Source organism: Saccharothrix carnea (genome assembly GCF_003014735.1).
Lineage (GTDB): Bacteria > Actinomycetota > Actinomycetes > Mycobacteriales > Pseudonocardiaceae > Actinosynnema > Actinosynnema carneum.
The window spans coordinates 559,128-578,973 of record NZ_PYAX01000002.1 but is presented as its reverse complement, the minus strand read 5'-3'; the positions used below and the strand labels follow the sequence as shown (position 1 = coordinate 578,973).

Genomic DNA, 19,846 nt, shown 5'->3' with positions numbered 1-19,846 from the left:
GGATGGCCGTGCCCTGCCCGCGGGCTGAACACGGCGGAGTCGTCACCCCGGCCGGGGCTAAGGTCTGTCGAGCTCCGGGTGGAGCTCGACGTCACACCAGCGCACGAGGCCCGCGATCCGCGGCTGCCCGTCGTGCCGCCACACCATCGAGGCCTTGGTCATCGCACCGGGCGCGCACACCCGGCTCGCGCCGAGCTCGGCCAGTTCCCGCGCGGTCCGCCGGAACTGCTCGCCGACCGCGCCGAGGCCGACGTTCTGCAGGTGCTCGGCGAACGGGCGCATCGCGTCGACCGCCGCGGCCACGTCCGGCACCGACACGATCCGCGCGACCCGGTTCCCCGCCCCGCTGAGCGGCATCAGCGCGTCGTCCAGCACGACCGTCCACTCCAGACCGTCCGGCGACCACACCTCGCTCGCGTCCGACGTGGCCGCACGCCACTCGGCGACGAGCCGGCGGTGTTGCAGCACGGTGGCGTCCTGAGCGTCGATCGTCCCGGGTGGGCTGTCCTGCGCCTCGCGCCGCATCGCGCCCGCCAAGTGCTCGGCGACTGCCCGCGCGTGCTCCTCCTGCACCAGGTAGACCTGCGGCGAGAGGCACGCGTGCTGGTCGAAGTCGCTGCAGTCGGCGGCGATCCGCCGCGCCACCTCGGCCACGCCGTACCTCGTCACGTACTCGGCGCTGACGATGCCGAACGACAGCTTGTGCCCGTGCTCCTCGTAGAGCTGGCGCGGCCGGACCCTGGCGCGGATCGCCGCGCACGCCTGGTCGCCGCCGTAGGCGATGACCGCGTCGGCCTGGTCCAGCGCGGCCTCCAGCACGGCCTCGTCGTCGCGTTCCCAGTAGGTGGCCACGACGGCGTCGGCGAGCACCGGCTCCACGTCGTGCAGGGTGCGCAGGAACGCCGCGGTGAAGTGCGGCTCCTTGGCCGGGACCTTGGCGATCACGGACGCCTTCACCAGCAGCGACCGCACCAGCGACCGCGCGGGCAGGCCCGGGACGTTGCCGGAGAACACCGCCAGCACGGTGCGGGGTCCGACCGCGGTGGTGCCGCCGCGGAAGCCGTCGAGCACTTCCGGGTCGCCCAGTTCGCGGGTCAGGGCGGCCAGCAGCGAGTCCGCGCGCAGGTGGCCGAGCTCGGCGTCCAGCGCGCGGTCGATCGTCTCCTCCGACATGCCGGTGACCAGCGCCGCGCTGCGGACGGTGGTGCGGCGGGCGGTGAAGTCGCGCTTGGCCCACAGGTCGACGACCGCGTCGACGGCTTCCACGATCCGCCGCACGGGCAGCCGCCGCAGGTCCTCGTGCGCGATCCGGAGGCCGGCGCCGACCGCCGCCCAGTCGGTGGGTCGCACGCCGCGCCACTCGTGCGGGCCTGCCTTGAGGGTGAACGGCGCGCGGTCGGCCGTCAGCCACTCCGGGGTCCACGACACGGTCATGCGGCGCCTCCCGTCATCTCGTCCAGGGTCAGCGAGCAGCCGCGGCTGCTGCCCGCGATGCGTCCCGCGATCGCCACGCCCTCCGGCACGGCGATGCCGAGGTCGCCGGTGAGCAGCACGTGCGGCCGGTCCAGCAGGGACAGGTCGGTGACCTCCAGCAGGCCGCGGCCCTCGGTCAGGTGCTCTCGGGTGCGCGGGTCGCGGACCTTGGGACCGCCCGCCGGGTGACCGCCCTTGGGACGTTCGCCGAGCGGGCCGACCGGGGTGTCGGCGGCGTCGAAGAGCTGGTTGGCCAGCTCGGTCATGCCGAAGATGTTGCCGTGCCGCTCGATGCCGAAGACCCGGCGCACGGCGTCGTGCAGCTCGTCCACGCGCATGACCCGTGACCGGCCCTTGAACCCGCCGCCGTCCCACATCCGCGAGCCGGGTGGCAGTTCCCAGCGCCTGCCCTGCGCTTCCAGGGCGTCGCAGACGTTGACGAACGCGAAGGTGCCGCCGATGAGCACCACCGGCAGGCCCTCGGCCACGGCGGCGTCCAGGCGACGGCCGAGCAGGTCGAAGTCGACGCCGTTCGCGCCGATGACGGCCGTGCTGAGCCGGGGGTCGCCGCACGAGCGCGCGATGCGCACCATGTCGAACGCGATCGCCATCTCCGGCGCGGCCTCCTCGGACGGCGTGAACGCCAGGATCACCGGCCGCACGCCGTCGTCCGGCCGGAGGTTCCGCCGGGCGTTGGCCTCGATGGCGAGACTTTTCAGCTCCAGCCCGAGCCTGGAGTAGCGGACGGTGCCGCGGACGCTGCCGGTCGTTCCGCTGGTGCGGAACACCCGGACCGGTGGCGCGTCCGGGAACAGGTGCGGACCTCCGTCTTTGTAGGCGGTGTCCGGAACGCCGACGCCGACCCCGACCTGCTTCCAGTAGCGGGCGACGTCCGGCGAGTTCACCATCGCCAGCTCGACCAGCTGCTCGTGGAGGTCGAGCGGGTCGCCGAGGCCGTCGCAGACGAGCCGTGCCAGGTGCTCGAACAGCCGCGCGACGTGGGGATCGTCGTGGGCAACGGTCATCGGGCCTTCCTCCTGCGGGTCAAGGTCGAACTCGGGAAAGGTCAGCAGCGGCGGAGGCGGCGGACAAGGTCCGACCCCGGAACGGGGCACCGCTGACCGGGGGTTGTGCGGGCCACAGGATGACTGAGCGACGGGCTGCGCAGAACCGAACGCGCGCGTTCCGCTTCGGTAAGCGGAACGTCGAACGGTCCTGATGGTGCTCACCGGCACACCCGGAACGACCCGGAACGCCCGCGAACGTCTGTGAACGCACCGCCATGTCAGCGGGTTGGTCCTTGACACGCGCCCTGACATGTGGCTGGGAGCCCGATGACACGTCCGTGCCGGAGCGTCGTCCCCGCAACACCAGGGGAAGGGGAACGGACATGGAGTACGCCTTCGAGGCGGAAGGCCTGGTCAAGCGGTACGGCAAGACGACCGCGCTGGCCGGGGTCGACCTCGCCGCCCGACCGGGGACCGTGCTGGGGGTGCTCGGGCCGAACGGTGCGGGCAAGACGACCGCGGTGCGGATCCTGGCCACGCTGCTGCGGCCGGACGCCGGGCGTGCCGCGGTCGGCGGGCTGGACGTGGTGGCGGACGCGGCACGCGTGCGCGGGTTGATCGGGCTGACCGGCCAGTACGCATCGGTGGACGAGGACCTGACCGGCCTGCAGAACCTCGTGCTGATCGGGCAGCTGCTCAACCTGCGCGGCACACAGGCCAAGGCGCGCGCCGCCGAGCTGTTGCGCGACTTCGAGCTCACCGAGGCGGGTGGGCGGCAGGTCAAAACCTACTCGGGCGGCATGCGCCGCCGGCTGGACCTGGCCGCGAGCCTGGTCGGCCGGCCGGACGTGATCTACCTGGACGAGCCCACCACCGGGCTGGACCCGGCCAAGCGGGACGACATCTGGAACGTGGTGCGCGCGCTCGTGGCCGACGGCGCGACCGTGCTGCTGACCACGCAGTACCTGGAGGAGGCGGACGCGTTGGCCGACGAGATCTCGGTCATCGACCACGGGCGGGTGATCGCGCACGGCACGCCCGCGTCGCTCAAGCGGATCGTCGGCGGGCAGACCGTGCTGGTGCGGCCCGCGGACCCGGCCCGGCTGGCGGAGGCCGCCGCGGTGCTCGCCGAGGTGTCCGGGCACCAGCCGGAGTCGACCGGGCGGGGCGTGGTGACCGTGCCGGTGGACGGTGACGCGGCGTTCACGGAGGTGGTGCGGCGGCTGGACCAGCGGCGGATCGCGGTGACCGAGCTGGCGCTGCGGCTGCCGAGCCTGGACGAGGTGTTCTTCACGTTGACCGGCAAGCACACGGAGGTGGCGGCATGACCGGAGGAGTGACGACGTTGACGGCTTCTTCACCGGCGGTGGCCGCGGAGCCGGCTCGGCGGCCGTTCGCGCCGGCCCGGCACAGCCTCGCGCTGGCCCGGCGCAGCTTGATCAAGACCATGCGGTCGCCCGAGCAGCTGCTGGACGTGACGCTGCAGCCGGTGATCTTCGTGGTGCTGTTCGTGTACCTCCTCGGTGGCGCGGTGGCCGGGTCGACGCACGAGTACCTGCAGTTCCTGCTGCCCGCGATCATGGTGCAGACGACCATGTTCGGCGGGATGGCGACCGGCGTGAACCTGAGCACCGACATCGGCAAGGGCGTGTTCGACCGGTTCCGCAGCCTGCCGATCGGCCGGTCCGCGCCGTTGGTCGGGTCGGTGCTCGGTGACCTGATCCGGTACGTCGTGGCGGTGGTGTCGCTGCTGCTGTTCGGCACGCTGATGGGGTTCCGGGTGGAGACCGGCGTGCTGCCCGCGCTGGCGGCGTGCCTGCTGGCGATCCTGTTCGCGTTCAGCCTGAGCTGGGCGTTCGTCTTGGTGGGGATGCTGGCGCGGCAGCCGGGCGCGGTGCAGGGCCTCGGGTTCGTGGTCCTGTTCCCGCTGACGTTCGGCACCAGCATGATCGCGCCGGCGGAGACGTTGCCGGGGTGGCTGCGGACGTGGGTCGGGATCAACCCGGTGACGCACGTGATGGACGCGTCACGCGGCCTGATGGTGGGCGGCCCGGTGGCCGGTCCGGTGGCGTGGACGCTGGCCTGGTCGGCGCTGTTCGTGGCCGTGTTCGCGCCGCTGGCCGTGACCGCCTACCGCCGCCGCGCCTGAGCGTTCAACTCGGGTGTTCCGAACGTAGGACACGACTGACGCGAACGCAGGACACGCGCGTGGTGGACGCGCGTGTCCCGGCTACCGGTCGACAGTCGAGATGGTGGTGAAACCCGTGGTGTAGCCCTCGTCGGTCAGGGTCATGTCGTCCTCACGTTCGTCGGTCCGCAGTGCTGCCACCGCGGTCGAGGTGGTCCTTCAACGCGGAGAGCGGGCTGTCCCAGTCACGCGCCAGCGCGGCCAGGAACCGCTGTGCTACCTGCATCGGCGCGGAGCGCAGCCGGTACCGCACCCGGCGCCGCTCCCCCGGTTCCGCCGTCACCAGGCCGACGTCGGCCAGGAGGGCGAGGTGCTTCGCGATCGCCTGCCGGGTGATGGGCAGGCGATCGGCCAGGTCCGTGGCCGTGGCCGGACCCCCGGACGCCAGCGCGGCCAGGATGGCGCGCCGGGTCGGGTCGGCCAGGGCGGTGAAGACCTGTTCGGCGACGGCTTCGGCGTCAGGCGCCATTGACGTAATCGACCAGCTCACCCAACTCGCTCGCCCAGCCCTCGCGGTGGGCGTCGTACGCCTTGCCGTAGAGGTCCTCGGACAGCTGGGCGAATCCGGTCTCGACCACGGTCAGCCTGGTGCCCGAGCCGACCGGTTCCAGCGTGAACTCGACGTACGAGCGACGGGGGTCGTCCTCGGGCAAGCCGAACATCGGCCAGGTGAAGCCGAACACGGTCGGTTCCTCCACCCGTTCCACCCGCATCTCGACCGTCGGCCCGTCGTTCCAGCTCATCCGCGCGGTGCCGCCCGGACGCAGGTCGATCGCGGCCTCGTCGCCGAACCACGCGCCGAGCCCTTCGGCCGTGGTGATCGCCGCCCACACCGCGTCCGGCGGCTGGGCGATCTCCACGACCCGCTCGATCCGATCGGGGAATCCCATGACAGCCTCCATCAAGTAGCAACCGTTCGGTTGCCACATTATGGCAACCAGGAAGTTGCGTCAACGGTGGGTCGGGTCGGGGTCTCAGACGACGGCACGGACCAGGGCGATGGCGTCGGCGCGGTCGAGTGCCACGCCGGTGGCGTAGGCGAGGTCGTAGGCGGCGTCGCCCACGTCGGCGCGCAGGCGGGCGGCGAGGCGGGTCACCTCCGGGTTGCGCGCGTCGGGGGCACCGCGCAGGTGCTCGGCCACGCCCAGCAGCCTGGCCGCGTCGGTGGGGTTGCCGAAGTGCGCGTGCACGGCCGCCCCGGCGACCGCGACCTTGGCGAGCACGGGCATGTCCTTGACCGACATGGCCTGGTCGCGGGCGGTGCCGATCGCCGTCACGGCCGCCTCGTGATCGCCCCGTTCCACGGCGAAGTGCGCGCACGACGTGAGGATCACCGCGTGGAACTGGGGTATCACCAGCGGCTGGTCCGCGACCGCCGCCCGCGCGGCCTCGTACTGCCGTTCCGCGTCGGCCAGGTCTCCCTGGTACCGGGCTATGTCGCCCAGCACGAGCCGGGCGAACGCGACGCCGCGCGCCGACCACGGCTGCGGCGTCGGCTTGGTCAACGCCAGGCACTGCGCGCGGGCCCGCTCCAGGTCGCCCGACTGCAGGTGGGCGGTGGCCATCAGGATGCGTTCCTGCGCGGCGTCGTCGTCGGGGTCCAGTTCGGCGATCAGCCGGATCGACTCCTCCAGCGACGACAACGCCTGTTCCGGCTCGCCGAAGGCCAGGTGCGCCTCGGCCGCCGCGGTCAGCGCCTGAGCCAGCGCGAACCGGTCACCCACCTCGCGCAGCCCGGTGATCGCGGTGGTCACGTCCTCACGAGCGCCGCGCAGGTCGCCCTGGTGCTCGCGCACCGCGGCACGCACCATCCACAGCACGGCCCGCGTCCACGGGTCCGGCACGTCCAGCCGCATGTCCACCGCCGCCAGGGCCCGCTCGGCGTCGTCGAGGAACAGCCCCAGCATCGGCTCCAGCAGCACCAGCACCGGGTGCTCCCCGGTGGACTCGGCGGCCAACTCGGCGAGCCGCGCGAGGTGCTCCTCCAGGCCGCCGAACACTCCGGTGACCGCGTCGTTGACCAGCAGGAACGCCGACGCGACCTGCCGCGCGGTGGCCGGCGCCTCCCCCGGCACGGCCAGCGCGAGGCGCAGCCACGGCACGGACTCGGCCCGGTTGCCGCGCATGGTCCAGAACATGCTCATCGCCGCGGCCAGCCGCACGGCCGTGTCCGCGTCACCGCTGTCGGCGGCGAAGTGCAGCGCGGCGATCAGGTTGTCCCGTTCGGCCTCCAGCCGGGCGATCCAGGTCAGCTGGTCCTTGCCCCGCAGGTGCGGTTCGGCGGTCTCGGCCAGGTCGCGGAAGTACTCGGCGTGCGCGGCCCGCGCCGCGGCGACCCGACCGCTCCCGGCCAGCTGTTCCAGGCAGTACTCGCGGATCGTCTCCAGCATCCGGTAGCGGGCGCCGTCCACGACCTGCACCAGCGACTTGTCGACCAGCGCGGCGAGCCGGTCGAACGCCTCGTCGCCCGCGAGCCGTTCGGCGGCCTCCAGGTCGAAGCCCGCCGGGAACACGGCCAGCCGCCCGGCGAAGTCCCGTTCTGGCTCCGGCAGCAGGTCCCAGCTCCACGCCACCACCGCGCGCAACGTCCGGTGCCGGGGCAGGGCGGTGCGGCTGCCGCCGGTGAGCAGGCGGAACCGGTCGTCGAGGCGGGCGGCCAGCTGCTCGACCGACAACGACCGCAGCCGGGCCGCGGCCAGTTCGATCGCCAACGGCAGGCCGTCGAGCCGGCGGCACACCTCGGCGACCGCGTCGGCGTTGTCCGGGGTCACGGCGAACCCGGGCCGCACGGCCGCCGCGCGTTCGGCGAGCAGCCGCACGGCCGCGTCACCGTCCAGCGGCGGCACCGGGCTGACCACTTCCCCGTACACGCCGAGCGGTTCGCGGCTGGTCGCCAGCACCCGCAGCCGCGGGCACCGGCCCAGAAGCTCGTCGGTGAACCGGGCCGCCGCGTCGACCAGGTGCTCGCAGTTGTCCAGCACGACCACGGCCTCGGTGCGCGACAGCACGTCCACCAGCCGGGTCATCGTGTCCACGACGGGCGCGGGGCGGTCGACGGCGCGTTGGTCGCGCAGGCCGAGTGCGCCCAGCACGGCGGTGGCCACGTCGTCGGGGTCGGTCACCGGGGCCAGTTCGACCTGCCACGCGCCACCGGGCAGCCGGGCCGCGACCGTGGTGGCCAGGCGGGTCTTGCCCGCGCCGCCCGGCCCGACCAGGGTGACCAGCCGGTGGGCCGCCAGCAGGCCCGCGACCCGTTCGACGTCGGCGGACCGGCCGATCAGGCTGGTCAACGGCAGCCGCAGGTTGCCCGCGCGCGGGGAGCCGGTCGTCGCGACGGGTTCGGCGCGGAGGATCTCCTGGTGGGTCTCGCGCAGCTCGGGGCCGGGGTCGGCGCCCAGCTCGTCGGCGAACCGGCGGCGGATCTCCTCGTAGGCGGCCAGTGCCTCCGCGGGGCGACCGGCTGCGACGAGGGCGCGCAGCAGCAGGGCTTGCAACCGTTCCCGCAGGGGGTGCCGCGCGGCGAGGTCGGTGAGTTCGGCGACCAGGTGGTCCGCCGGACCGCACGCGAGGTCGGCCGCGGCACCGTCCTCCACGACGCCCAGCCGCGTCTCGTCAAGACCGGCGACGTAGCCGACCGCGAACGGCGCGCCCGCCGCGTCGGCCAGCGCCGGTCCGCGCCACAGCGCCAACGCCTCCGCCGCCAGCCGTCGCGCGGTGGCCGGGTCGCCGCCGGTCAGGGCGGTCCTGGCGGCACGGGCGAGCCGGTCGAACCGCAGCGCGTCCACGGCGTCGGCGGGCAGGTCGAGCCGGTAGCCGCCGGGCGCGGACCGCAGCACGTCGGCGGGCAGGGCGCGGCGCAGCCGGGACACCAGCGACCGCACGGCAGCCACCTCGTCGGCCGGCCGGTCGTCCGGCCACAGCGCGTCGGCCAGCTCCTCGGTGGTGACGACCCGACCCGCGGCCACCGCCAACCGGACGAGCAGCGCGCGCACCCTGGCGCCGCCCATCCCGATCGCCGTGCCGTCCGCCGTGACCTCCAGCGGTCCCAACACCCCCACCCGCATGCGATCACTGTGCCACGGTGGGAGGGGAGCGGCTCCGCAGGCCACCGGCCGTTTCGCGCGGCAGGGGCGCCGGGATCCGAGCGATCCTCGCGTGCCGGGGGCCGATCTCGCCCAGCACGCCGTCCAAGATGTTCACTACGACAAAAAACTCACACGGTTTTCCGCAATAGTGCGGATAACGGTCGGACATCCGACCATTCGTACCGTAACAATGTCAGGGATGCGCTAACGAATGCCCGGAGCAACCGATATCGCCGCTATGGACGAGGATTCCACTCCGGCGGCACGAGTCCCCGCGCCCGAACGTCGGAACACGGCGTCCGAACGCAGGAACCGCGCCGTCGCAGACCGAGCAACCACCTGGGGTGCCGGATGAACAGCCGAATGGTCGAACTCGAAGCCGTCCTGTCCCGCTCCGCGCCGGACCGGCAGGCGGCCCGCCGTCTCGCGGTGGACCTGGCGCGCTCGCTGGACGCGCTCAGCGCGCGCCGCGACGTGGACCGCCTGCTGCGCTGCGCCGCGGGGCTGACGCGGATCGGGTCCGCCGACGCCGCGGACGCGCTGCTGATCGCCATGCTGGCGCTGGTCGACCCGACCGGGCCGGAGGCGTCACGGGTACGTGACCAGCAGGCGTTGGCGTCGGTGGCGCGCGGTCGGCGCGAGCCGGGCACGACCGCGCCGCGCCAGGTGCGGCGCAGGCCGCCGAGCGCCGCGTTCGGCCGGGGCACGCCGTTGCGCCAGGTGGTCGGCGACTTCCTGGACCCGCTGCCGGTGGCCGACCCGGTCGCGGTCGGGTCGGTGGCGGTCGCCGTGGAACCGGCGAAACCGACCGAGACGGGTGCGCTGGAGCTGGCGTTACAGCGCAACGCGGCGGTGCTCGGGTCGAACCACCCGCAGACGTGCGTGCTGAGGCTGAACCTGATGTGCGCGCGGTTCCGGATCGCCCGCGACCACGGTGACGCCGAGGAGGTCGCCGAGTCGTTGACCGACCTGCGTGACGCGACCGACCGGGCGTTGAACGCGCTGGGCACCCACCACCCGCGGGCGCTGGTGGCCCAGGCGAACCTGGCGTCGGCGGAGTTCGAGCTGGCCAGGGTGCGTCGTTCGGCGGAACGGGCCCGGCTGGCGCTGCCGAGCCTGCGTTCGGCGGCCGACCGCACCGCGACCCGGTTGGGCGCGGACCACCCGCACGCGGTGATCGCGACGTCGAACCTGGCCTCGGCCGAGTTGGAGCTGGCCCACCTCGACGGCACCCGGGCGCAGGGGCAGCGGCTGCTGGACGTGGTGCGCGACGCGTCGATGCGCGCGGTGGCGGCGCTGGGCCCCGACCACCCGGCCGTGCCGGCGTTGGACGAGCAGCGGCGGGCGTGCGAGGCGTTGCTGTCCGGGGTCGGGCCGGACCCGTCGTTCGAGCGGGGTTACGCGTCGTTCGCCGACGCGGGCCGGTCGCTGGCCACGGCGAAGCCGAGCGCGCCCGCGGTGCGGCAGAACCTGACGATGCCGGAGTGGCCGCCGGGCACGCTGCTGTCGCGGCTGCGGGAGACCAGCCGGCAGGAGCTGATGTCGCTGGGCACCGCGGTCCGCTACGGCGCCGACCGGGAGATCATCGTCCAGGACGCCACCGACACGCATGTGTTCCTGCTGCTCGAAGGCGTGGTGAAGGTGCTGGTCAACGACGCGAGCGGGGACACCGCGGTGCTCACCGTGCGGGTGGCGGGCGACCTGGTCGGCGAGCTGGCCGCGCTGGACCACAAGCCGCGTTCGGCGACCGTGATCACGTGCGGTGACGTCTCGGCGAAGCTGATCACGAGCGCCGAGCTGCACGGGTTCCTGCACCGCCGCAACGACGGTTTCGTCGAGCTGATCGGCGTCATCGACGACCAGCTGCGGTGGGCCAACCGGCGGCGGCGCGACTTCCTGTCCCACACCGCCGCCGAGCGGGTGGCGCGGGTGCTGGCCGAGCTTGTCGGCACGCACGGCAGGCAGGAGGTCGGCGGGTGGGTGCTCGGCATCCCGTTGACGAAGGTGGAGCTCGCCTCGATCGCCGGGATGAAACCGCGCACCGCCGAGAAGGCGTTCGCCGACCTGCGCAAGGCCGGTGTGGTGGTCAGCCACCTGCGGCGCGACGTGGTCGTGCCCGACCTGGAAGGGCTGCGGCGATTCGCGCGGCTGTGACTACCGGCTGAACCAGCCGTCGACCAGGGGGTTGCGGAAGGTGCGGGTCGGGTCGAGCCGGTCGCGCAGCTCGGCGAACCGGCCCCAGTCCGGGTACCGCTCGCCGGGGTCGGCCAGCTCGAACAGCTTGCCCCAGTGCGGGCGGGGCCGCCACGGGCTCAGCGCCACCTCGATCTTGCGGAGCACGGCTCGCACCGCCGCGTCGTCCGGCTGCCACGTGAAGTGGAACGCCACGCTCGGCCGGTCGTGGACGGGGCTGAGCCACTGCGCGTCGGCCGCGATCGTGCGGACCTCGGAGGTCAGCAGCACGGGCGCGACCTCGGCGGCCAGGTCGTCGAGCGCCCGCAGCGCGTCGGCCGCGTGCTCGCGGGCCACGAAGTACTCGGACTGCAGCTCACGGCCGACGCTCGGGGTGAAGTCGGCGCGGAAGTGCGGCAGCCGCTCGTGCCACGGTCCGGGCACGCCGAGCTGGGCCGTGCAGTGCAGGGCGGGCTGGCCGGGCACGGGGTGCACCGGCTCGGCCGCGGGCGTCGCACCCGTCCAGGCCAGGTCGTGCCGGGTGTCGGTGGTGCGGTGCTTGGCGAACACGTGGGCCACGCCCCGCCAGGTGGTGAAGGCGCTGACGCTGTAGGCACTGGCGAACACGGCGTCGAAGTCCTCCACCAGGGCGTCGAACGGCATGTCCTGGTAGACCCGCTGCTCGACCTCGAAGGTCGGCACGACGTCCAGCTCGACGGCGACCACCACGCCCAGCGAGCCGAACGCCACCACGGCGCCGTCGAACCCGGCGTCTCCCCTGGTCAGGGTGATGATTTCGCCGTCGGCGGCGACCAGGTCGAGGGAGCGGACCAGGCTCGCGAGCGACGGGACGTCGTTGCCGGAGCCGTGGGTGGCGGTGGCGCAGGCGCCGATGATCGTGATGTGCGGCAGCGACGGCATCGCGGGCAGCGCGAGACCGGCGGCGTGCAGCCGTTCGGCGAGCCGCGCCAACCGCGTCCCCGCGCTCACCCGCACCGTGCCGTCACCGACCTCGAACACCTCGGGCATCCGGTCGAGGCTGATCAGCGTGCCGCCGGTGTCGGCGATCGTGCTGAACGAGTGGCCCGCGCCGACCACCCGCGCCGACTCGGCGTCCCTGACCGCGGCTCGGACCTCCTCGACCGACGTCGGGTGCGCGGTCCGCGCGGCGGAGAAGGTGAAGGTGCCTGCCCAGTTGGTGCTCACCGGCAGGATTCTGCCTCATCACCACCGGTGTCCGGCCCGCTCCGAACCCCGCTCGCCGAGGTGGGAACGGATCTCCGGCGATTCCCGTCCCACGCGGGGAGGTGCCGAGATGCTGCGCTACATGACCGTGGTGGGTGCGTTGTGCGCCGGGGTGGCGCCGTTCCTGTCGGGCGGGGTGCCCCGGCCGGAGGCGGACCCCGCAGTGATCGGGTCGGCGGTGGGTGTCGTGCTCGCGGCGGCTCTGGCGGTCGGGGGTGGGCGCGCGCGGCGGGTGTTCGCGGCGGTGGCGGGCACCGGCTTGGCCGTGACCGTGTGGTGGCTCCTGGTGTCGGACTTGCTGGTCGGCCTGACCGGCCACGACCTGCCGGTGCTGGCGGTGGGTTCGCTCGCGGTGGCGGTGGGCGCGATCGAGTCGGCCGTGCGGCGGACGTCTGCCGTCCCGGACCGGGCGGCAGGGACTGAGCGGGCGGGCACGGGTGAGGCTCCTGGCGCGGTGCCGGTGGCGTCCGGCGACGAGGTGGCGCGGGCGGGATCCGGTGATCAGCCGGGGCGGGCGGTCGGGTCGGGTGGGTGGCGGGTTCGGCCGGTCGGGGTGGTGGCGGTGCTCGTGGTCGCGGTGGCGGCGGTTTTCGCGCCTGTGGTGGCGGAAGGGGTGATCGTGCGGTCGGAGACGCGGGATGCCCGTGACTTCGCGGCCGAGCCGGTGGTGGAGCGGCCGGGTGGTGGCCAGTGGGCGTGGCAGCCCGCCGCCGATGTGGTGGACGTCGTGCCGGTTCTCCACGGTGTCGCGGTGGCTACCCGGGACGGGGCCGTGGTGGGGTTGAACGGCACCGATGGGCGGGTGGAGTGGCGGTACGCCCGGCCCGGGGCGCCGGTCGGCGAGGTGGTGGCGTCGGTCGACCGGCGGACTGTCCTGGTGTCGTTCCGGTCCTTGCGGGACACGCGGAAGCAGGCGGTGGTCGTGCTGGACGCGGACACCGGGACACCGCGCTTCGAGAAGGTGGTCCGGTCCGTGTCGGTGGAGACCGGTCAGCTGATGCTCGGCACGCGGATGTTGACGATCCGCGACCACGAGGTCATCACCGGGTACGACGTCGTCGACGGCGGGTCGCGGTGGCAGTGGTCACCGCCGGAGGGCTGCACGACGTGGTTCGGGCAGGTGGTGCGCGGCCGCACGACGGTGCTCGTGCCCGTGGTGTGCGCGGACACGTTGGGCGTCACGGCACTGGACGAGGTGACCGGTCGGGAACGGTGGCGGCACGAACTCCGGCGCGGCGACTCCGGCGGTGAGCGGCCGGACGTCCAGCTGCACGGCACGGCGAACAGCTCCATCGCGCTCCTGCAGATCTTCGGCGCGCAGCCCACACCGGACGCCGTGCCGAACGGGCTGCTGGACACCGAGACCGGACGGGTGCTGAGCCGACCGGAGCGGCCGTCGAACGTGCGCACGGATGTCGGCGTCACGCCGTTGCTGGAGGAACACGAAGGCGGCCAGGTCACTGGTTCCCTCGCGCTCGACCCGGCCACCGGCGCGACCACGCGGCTGTCGATCGAGCACTGCCCGCGGCGCACGGCCGACGTCACGACGTCCACCACCTACGTGCGCGCGTGCGCCGACAACGGCCGTGAGCTGACCGTCGTGACGCAGCCGTTGGACGGCTCGGCACCCACGTCCACTCCGGTCCGCCTCGACGGCTCGGGCTCGCGCGCCCGCTCGGACGTCCGCCTCGTCGCCGCACCCGGCGCGATCGTGCTCACCCGGACGGCGTTCGGCGGCACGGCGGCACCGGTGGTCGGCCTCACGGGCTGACCACCTCCAGGTGAGCCCCGCCGCCAGTCCACTCCGGGGTGTTCGCCACGTCATCGGAACTCCCAAACCGGCCCCGGCACCACGCACCCGTCCGACACCAGCGCCCGCGAGAACCGCCGGTCCCGCGCCAACTCCGCCAGGTCCGTGCACACCGGCACGCTCAACGGCGCCGTGCACCGCCGAGTCGCCCGCGCGTTCAGCCGTGCCGCCGCCGACAGCAGAGACGACGACACCGACTGCCCCGTCCCGGACCGGATCCGCGTCGCGAGAGCGTCCACGACACCGCGGGCGCACATCACCCCGCCGAACACGTCCACGATCGTCATCAGCGACGGCGGTACCCCGGCGTGCGCCTGCACCACGAAGTCCGTGCCCAACGGCGGTCGCGGGCCCAACGCCTCACCCCACCCGGACGCCTGCGCGTACACGATCCCGGGCCGCACCCTGGCGACGTCCCGCGCCCGCAACGACCACGCGGCGTCCTTCCCCGGCCCCCAGTCGTGCAGGAGCACGTCCGCGCCCGACGCCAACTCCAGCAGTTCCCGCCGCCCGGCCACGGTGCCGAGGTCGACGTGCACCACCCGCTTGCCCCGGTTCACCGCGTGGAACCGGGCGGACACGTCGCCGGACATCGGCGGCACGACCCGCGACGGGTCACCGCCCGGCGGCTCGACCCGCACCACGGTCGCGCCGAGCTGCCACAGCAGGTGCCCGGCAGGCGGCCCCTGTCGGCACGACTCCAGCACCACGAGCCCCGACAACGGCAACACACCCCCGGCACCGACCGGCCCGGCACCGGGACCCAACGGCCGCAGCACGTACGGCGGCACGTCGTCCAGCGCGCGGTGCGCCACCCGCACCAACGTCATCCCGGTCGACGCGGCGACCCGTTCCAGCCGCACGATCGGCAGCCGCGCGGTCAACCCGGTCAGCTCCGGCGGCAACGGGCACGTCGCGGTGGCGAACCGGTGCCGGAACGGCCGCCACGCCGCCGCCACCGCGCCCTGGTCGGCGTCCAACGCCACCCAGAACCGCCGCCACACCTCGGCGTCCAGCGCCTCGACCTCGAACGCCACCCCGTCTGCGGACAGGAACGGCGGCCCGCCCACGTCCGTCGGCACGAGGTCCGGCTCGTCGGCCGTGGCCGCCGCCAAGTACCGCGACACCGCCAGCAACGCCGCCTGCGCGACCGACGTGGACGCCGCGCGCAGCGGAACACCGCGCAACCGCGCCACGTCCACCGCCGCCGCGCCGATCGCGTCCAGCTCGGCCGCCACGATCGACGCGTAGTCCAGCCCGAGCGCGGTCGGCCGACCGAACCGGCGACCGTGCACGTGCATGAGCCCGCACGCGGCCTGCACGTCCAGCTCACCGCCCAGCGGCAGGTCCACCGGCCCGGACCAGGGCACCGCCGTCAACGTCGAGGTCATGCCGCCCGCCGCCCGTGCACCGAGTAGACGACCGGTGAGGTGGCCAGGAACCGCCGGTCGGCCAGCACCTCGCGCACGGCCGCGAGCTGGGCGGCGGTCATGCCCGCCGCCACCAGCTTGTCCCGCAACATGTGCGTGGTGTGGGAGAGCAGCCGCACGCCCGGTGACCCGGCCCGCCAGGGGTGCACGACCACCCGCGGGTCCACGTCGACCAACCCGGCCTCGACCATCGCACCGGCCGCCTTGCGCCCCCACGCGCCGTCCACGCCGTACGCGTCGAACACGCTCTCCTTGACCGCCAGGAACGTCTCGTACAGCTCGGCGGCCTCCCGGTCCGGCGCGAGCAGCACCGGGCTGTAGGAGTTGTCGAACTCGTCCACCTGCAACCACCCGCCCGGCTTCAGCGCGGTGACGAGCTTGCGCAGCACGGCGTCCCGCTCGGGCAGATGCCGCAGCACGAGCCGCACGTGGACCAGGTCGAACGCGGCGTCGGGCAGCGGGTCGCACACCACGTCGTGCCGCAGCACGGTGAGCCGGGGCGCGGGTGGCACGTGGTCGAGCTGCACGTCCGTGGCCAGCACCACCGCGCCGCGTCCGGCGAGCCAGTGGGCCACGCTGCCACCGCCCGCCCCGACGTCCAGGCACCGCCAGCCGGCCCGGACACCCGTCTGCGCCAGCCGGGCGAAGGTCACCGGGTCGTAGGCGGCGGCGAGGCAGCGGTGCTGTTCGGCGACGTGCGCCCGGTCGAACACGTAGGTCGTCACGTCCACCGCCCGCTGCCGTGGGTCTCGGCGGTGCCGGTCAGCCGGGTGAGCAGGTCGAGCCTGCGCACGCCGCCGGTGGCGGTGCGCGGCACGTCCTCCCACGCCGGCACGTGCGGGTCGGCCATCGGCGGCAGGTCGGCCACCGCGCGCCGCCACGCCGCCGGGTCCAGCGGACCGGACGTCACCTGCACTCCCACGACGTGCGCGGACCCGGTGTACCCGACCGGCGCGCTTTCCGATTCCGCCACTTTCCGCCCGTGCGAGCACTTGCCGTTCCGGATCACTTCGACAATGTGCCGTCGCGCTATCGGCCACAATCCGGGAAATGTCGCCGATTGCGTGAAGAATGGCACGGTCAGCGCACTCACCTCCGCGGTCACCGCTTCCGCGGTCGAGCGTATGGCAGGTCACCGGGCCGGCAGCCGACCGCAGGGCAGTTCACTCTTCCTGGTCAACTCGCCTCCGCGCAGTTGACAGACCTTCGCGATTGGGACAACGTCGGGGCCATCAATTGAGAGCGGACACCGCTCATTCCCGATGCCTTAGAGACCGGACGAGACAAGACGGGGCTCACTAGTGCGCACACTCGTCGTGGGACTGGGCCGAGCCGGTGCGGACCTGCACCTGCCGGTGCTGGCCAGGGCGCGGACCTCGGTCCGACAGCTGTTCGACGACCGACCGATCGTGGCGTGCGACCCGCGGCGGCTGCCCGCGGAACGACCGGGCCTGGCGATGGTGGGCAGCCTCGCCGAGGCCGCCACGCTGCTCGACCCGGGCGACACGGTCGCGCACGTGTGCACGCCGCCGTCCGTGCGCGCCGAGGTGATGGCCGAACTGGCCGAACGCGGGTTCCGCAACGTGATCGCGGAGAAGCCGCTCGCCTCCGACACCGACGACCTGGCCCGGGTGATCCGGCTGCGGCGCAAGCACGGCCTGCGCATCGCGGTGGTCGAGCCGTGGCTGACCAGCTCGCTCACCGTGCGGCTGATGGAGCTGATGCGCGGCGGCACGCTCGGCGAGCCGAAGTCGATCTCGATCGTGCAGAACAAGCCGCGCTTCCGCCGGTCGCTGACCAGGCCGGGCCACCAGACCGCGTTCGACGTGGAGCTGCCGCACGGCGTGGCGCTGGCGTTGCGGCTCGCGGGCAGCGCGCGTGTCACCCACGCGGCCGGGTACGACCTGGCGGTCGGTGACGTGGTCGTGCCGCGGATGGGTGGCGCGCGGATAGGGCTGCGGCACAACAGCGGCGTGCGCACCGAGATCAGCTCGGACCTCACCTCGCCGGTGCGCGAGCGCCGGATCACCGTCGAGTTCGAGAAGGGCAGCGCGGTCGGCCACTACGCGGTCAGCGACGACGACGACCACTCGCAGCTCGGCGTCACGGTCAACGGGCGGCGCGAGCACGAGGTGCTGCGGGACGACTCGCTCACCGAGTGGGTGCTGCGGGCCTACCGCCTGTTCCAGGCCTCCGGCGACCAGCACGCGCGCGGGTTCTCGTTCGCCACGGACGTGGTGCAGCTGCTGTCGGTGGCCAAGAACATCTGCGCCGAACCGGTGATACCCGCCGCCCGCGGTGAGGCGTCGCCCGGCCCGCTGGCCGCGTATGTCCGCTGAGTCGGTGCCGTCCGCTGAGCCGGTGCTGGCGGGGGTCACCGACGAGGCCGCGCCGGACCTGCCCGGCCAGCTCGCGGTGCTCGCCGAGCTGGGCTGGTCGCACGTCGAGCTGCGGACCGTGGACGGGCGTGCGGTCGCGGACCTGGACGACGACGAGTTCGCGGTGGTGGCGAAGGAGCTGGCCGCGCGAGGTGTGCGGGTGGTGTGCCTGGCGTCGCGGATCGGCGGGTGGGCACGGCCGATCAGCACGCCGTTCGTGGACGACCTGGCCGAGCTGGACGTGCTGCTGCGCCGGTGCGCCGCGCTGGGCACCCGGTTCGTCCGGATCATGTCGTACCCGAACGCGGGCCTGTCGCCGCGGCGGTGGCGCGACCGGGTGATCACCCGGGTGTCGATGCTGGCCGAGCTGGCGGAGGCAGCCGGGGTCGTGCTGCTGCACGAGAACTGCTCCGGCTGGGCGGGCACTAGCGCCGAGCGCGCGCTGGACCTGCTCGACGCAGTGGACAACCCGGCGTTGAAGCTGCTGTTCGACACCGGCAACGGCGTCGCGCACGGCTACGACGGGTACGCGTTGCTGCGCGAGGTGGTCGCGCACGTCGAGCACGTGCACGTGAAGGACGCGTCGGGTGACCGGTTCGTGCCGCCCGGATCGGGTGACGCGCGGGTGTCGGACTGCGTGGAGCTGTTGCGCGCCAATGGTTATCGGGGCGCGTGGTCGTTGGAGCCGCAGGTGGCGCCGCGCCCGCACGAGTCGGGTGCGCTCGCCCCGGACGCGGCGCCCGCGTTCGTCGCGGCCGGTCGGGCGATGGCCGGGCTGGTGCGGTGATCGGGGAAGACCGCGACCTGCTGCTGCGCCTGCTCGCGCTGCCGACCGCCGGCCCGCTGGAGACCACCGACGAGGTGTGCCTGTGGGAGGCGGTGCACGCGTACTCGGAGGCGGCCGAGTGCTTCGGGATGCGGACGGTCCACCTGGGACCGGCGCGGGAAGTGGACGTGCTGCGGCACGACGTGCCCGCCGTGGTGCGCGAGGCGATCGCCGAGGACCCGGACTTCCTGCAACGACAGCCGAACCTGGTGCTGCGGGTCGGCCACGCCGAGCCGGTGGTGATGTTCAACGTGCACCTGGACACGGTCGCGCCGTTCGAGCCGGCCGGGTTCGACGGTGTCCGGTTCCACGGCCGGGGCGCGATCGACGCCAAGGGGCCCGCGGTGGCGCTGCTGGCCGGTGTCCGCGCCGCGATGACCGATCCGGCGGTGGGGCGGGATGTCAGCGTGCTGATCCAGGCCGTGTCCGGCGAGGAGGGCGGCGCGATGGGCGTGTTCGGCACCCGTCCGCTGGTCGAAGCCGGGTACCACGGCAGCCTGAACGTGTTCTGCGAGCCGACCGGGCTGCGCTACCTGCCGCGGTCGACGGCCGCGATGACGGCGTGCGTGCAGGTGCGGGGCGACGACGCGATCGACGACCGGCCGCAGGCCGGGCACAACGCGTCGGTGCTGCTCGGGTTCCTCGCCCAGCACCTGGCGGGCGCGTTGGCCGGACGCGTGCCGGACGGCCAGGTGTGCGTCGCCGGGCTGCACACCGGCCGGCTGCACAACCGCGTGTACGGCAGCGGTGACCTGCGGCTGAACCTGTCCTACGGCAGCACGGCGTCCGCGCGGGTGCTGGCCGTCGCACTGGACGCCGCGCTGCGGGAAGGGCTGGCCGAGTTCACCGCCCGCTTCCGCGGCGTGCCGCCGTTCCACCGCACCGCCGTCGACGCCGTCGACATCACCCGGCTGGTGTGGCGCAAGCGCGGGCTGCCCGCGCTGCCGCCGCAGGACGTGCCGCTGCTGGACGCCGTCGTGCCGCGCTGGCCCGCGCACGAGCCCGCGTTCACCTGCGACGCGATCTGGCTGGCCGACGTGCCGGGCGCGCACACCGCCGTCCTCGGCCCCGGATCGCTGGAGGCCAACAACGCGCACGCGCGCGGCGAGCACGCCGACGTAGCCGACCTCGACCGGTTCGCCGACGTGGTCCGCGACATCGTCGTGCGGTTCGCGCGGAACGGCGGAGGGTAGCCCCCTGTCCGGTGTTCCGGGAGCGGCCGGGTGGCACGC

Annotated in this window: 16 protein-coding genes; 7 read left to right on the top strand and 9 right to left on the bottom strand. The window is 73.8% G+C overall.

What is annotated here, in order from left to right; translation table 11 throughout:
* Positions 1-57: 57 nt before the first annotated feature.
* Together B0I31_RS06850 and B0I31_RS06845 are read right to left on the bottom strand one after the other, a co-directional pair.
* Positions 58-1,434 (bottom strand): acyl-CoA reductase, encoded by a 1,377-nt coding sequence (locus B0I31_RS06850; RefSeq protein WP_106614441.1) that lies wholly within the window; start codon positions 1,432-1,434, stop codon positions 58-60.
* Positions 1,431-2,498 carry an acyl-CoA reductase gene (locus B0I31_RS06845; RefSeq protein WP_106614440.1) on the bottom strand — a complete coding sequence of 356 codons (1,068 nt, stop codon included), beginning with the start codon at positions 2,496-2,498 and terminating at the stop codon, positions 1,431-1,433. The genes B0I31_RS06850 and B0I31_RS06845 overlap by 4 nt, the downstream gene beginning before the upstream one ends.
* Positions 2,499-2,863: 365 nt before the next feature.
* Between B0I31_RS06845 and B0I31_RS06840 the strand changes: the two genes are divergently transcribed.
* Positions 2,864-3,808 (top strand): ATP-binding cassette domain-containing protein, encoded by a 945-nt coding sequence (locus B0I31_RS06840; RefSeq protein WP_106614439.1) that lies wholly within the window; start codon positions 2,864-2,866, stop codon positions 3,806-3,808.
* Positions 3,805-4,629 carry an ABC transporter permease gene (locus tag B0I31_RS06835; protein WP_106614438.1) on the top strand — a complete coding sequence of 275 codons (825 nt, stop codon included), beginning with the start codon at positions 3,805-3,807 and terminating at the stop codon, positions 4,627-4,629. Before B0I31_RS06840 ends, B0I31_RS06835 begins: the two co-directional genes overlap by 4 nt.
* 151 nt (positions 4,630-4,780) lie before the next feature.
* Here B0I31_RS06835 and B0I31_RS06830 read toward each other — a convergent pair whose 3' ends face one another.
* The 3 genes from B0I31_RS06830 to B0I31_RS06820 all read right to left on the bottom strand — a co-directional run bounded on the left by B0I31_RS06830 (position 4,781) and on the right by B0I31_RS06820 (position 8,732).
* Positions 4,781-5,137 carry an ArsR/SmtB family transcription factor gene (locus tag B0I31_RS06830; RefSeq protein ID WP_106614437.1) on the bottom strand — a complete coding sequence of 119 codons (357 nt, stop codon included), beginning with the start codon at positions 5,135-5,137 and terminating at the stop codon, positions 4,781-4,783.
* A complete protein-coding gene (locus B0I31_RS06825) occupies positions 5,127-5,558 on the bottom strand; it encodes an SRPBCC domain-containing protein (RefSeq protein WP_106614436.1) in 432 nt (143 codons plus the stop codon). Before B0I31_RS06825 ends, B0I31_RS06830 begins: the two co-directional genes overlap by 11 nt.
* 84 nt (positions 5,559-5,642) lie before the next feature.
* Positions 5,643-8,732 carry an ATP-binding protein gene (locus B0I31_RS06820; protein WP_106614435.1) on the bottom strand — a complete coding sequence of 1,030 codons (3,090 nt, stop codon included), beginning with the start codon at positions 8,730-8,732 and terminating at the stop codon, positions 5,643-5,645.
* 372 nt (positions 8,733-9,104) lie between these two features.
* On the opposite strand from B0I31_RS06820, the gene B0I31_RS41580 reads away from it, so the two are divergent.
* Entirely contained in the window at positions 9,105-10,907 is a 1,803-nt protein-coding gene (locus B0I31_RS41580) for a Crp/Fnr family transcriptional regulator (protein WP_245949726.1), read from the top strand.
* Here the strand turns inward: B0I31_RS41580 and B0I31_RS06810 are convergent, their stop codons facing one another.
* Positions 10,908-12,131 carry an FAD-binding protein gene (locus B0I31_RS06810; protein WP_245949725.1) on the bottom strand — a complete coding sequence of 408 codons (1,224 nt, stop codon included), beginning with the start codon at positions 12,129-12,131 and terminating at the stop codon, positions 10,908-10,910.
* A 109-nt stretch (positions 12,132-12,240) separates the two neighbouring features.
* Here B0I31_RS06810 and B0I31_RS06805 point away from each other — a divergent pair, with 109 nt between their 5' ends.
* A complete protein-coding gene (locus tag B0I31_RS06805) occupies positions 12,241-13,941 on the top strand; it encodes an outer membrane protein assembly factor BamB family protein (protein ID WP_106614433.1) in 1,701 nt (566 codons plus the stop codon).
* 50 nt (positions 13,942-13,991) lie between these two features.
* On the opposite strand, the gene B0I31_RS06800 is transcribed toward B0I31_RS06805, so the two are convergent.
* Genes B0I31_RS06800 through B0I31_RS06790 form a run of 3 tightly spaced genes read right to left on the bottom strand, consistent with a single transcriptional unit; the run spans position 13,992 to position 16,383 of the window.
* Positions 13,992-15,371, bottom strand: coding sequence for a CoA transferase (locus tag B0I31_RS06800; RefSeq protein ID WP_106614432.1), 1,380 nt, complete (start codon positions 15,369-15,371; stop codon positions 13,992-13,994).
* Positions 15,368-16,141, bottom strand: a complete 774-nt coding sequence (locus tag B0I31_RS06795; RefSeq protein ID WP_106614431.1) for a class I SAM-dependent methyltransferase — start codon at positions 16,139-16,141, stop codon at positions 15,368-15,370. Before B0I31_RS06795 ends, B0I31_RS06800 begins: the two co-directional genes overlap by 4 nt.
* Positions 16,132-16,383, bottom strand: coding sequence for a hypothetical protein (locus B0I31_RS06790; RefSeq protein WP_219910617.1), 252 nt, complete (start codon positions 16,381-16,383; stop codon positions 16,132-16,134). Before B0I31_RS06790 ends, B0I31_RS06795 begins: the two co-directional genes overlap by 10 nt.
* A 328-nt stretch (positions 16,384-16,711) precedes the next feature.
* On the opposite strand from B0I31_RS06790, the gene B0I31_RS06785 reads away from it, so the two are divergent.
* From B0I31_RS06785 to B0I31_RS06775, 3 genes are read left to right on the top strand one after another with little or no spacing between them, the layout of a single operon-like run.
* Complete coding sequence (locus tag B0I31_RS06785) at positions 16,712-17,749, top strand: Gfo/Idh/MocA family protein (protein WP_106614429.1); 1,038 nt, start codon at positions 16,712-16,714, stop codon at positions 17,747-17,749.
* A 4-nt stretch (positions 17,750-17,753) separates the two neighbouring features.
* Positions 17,754-18,575, top strand: a complete 822-nt coding sequence (locus tag B0I31_RS06780; RefSeq protein WP_245949724.1) for a sugar phosphate isomerase/epimerase family protein — start codon at positions 17,754-17,756, stop codon at positions 18,573-18,575.
* A complete protein-coding gene (locus tag B0I31_RS06775; protein ID WP_106614427.1) occupies positions 18,572-19,807 on the top strand; it encodes a M20/M25/M40 family metallo-hydrolase in 1,236 nt (411 codons plus the stop codon). The genes B0I31_RS06780 and B0I31_RS06775 overlap by 4 nt, the downstream gene beginning before the upstream one ends.
* Positions 19,808-19,846 lie beyond the last annotated feature (39 nt).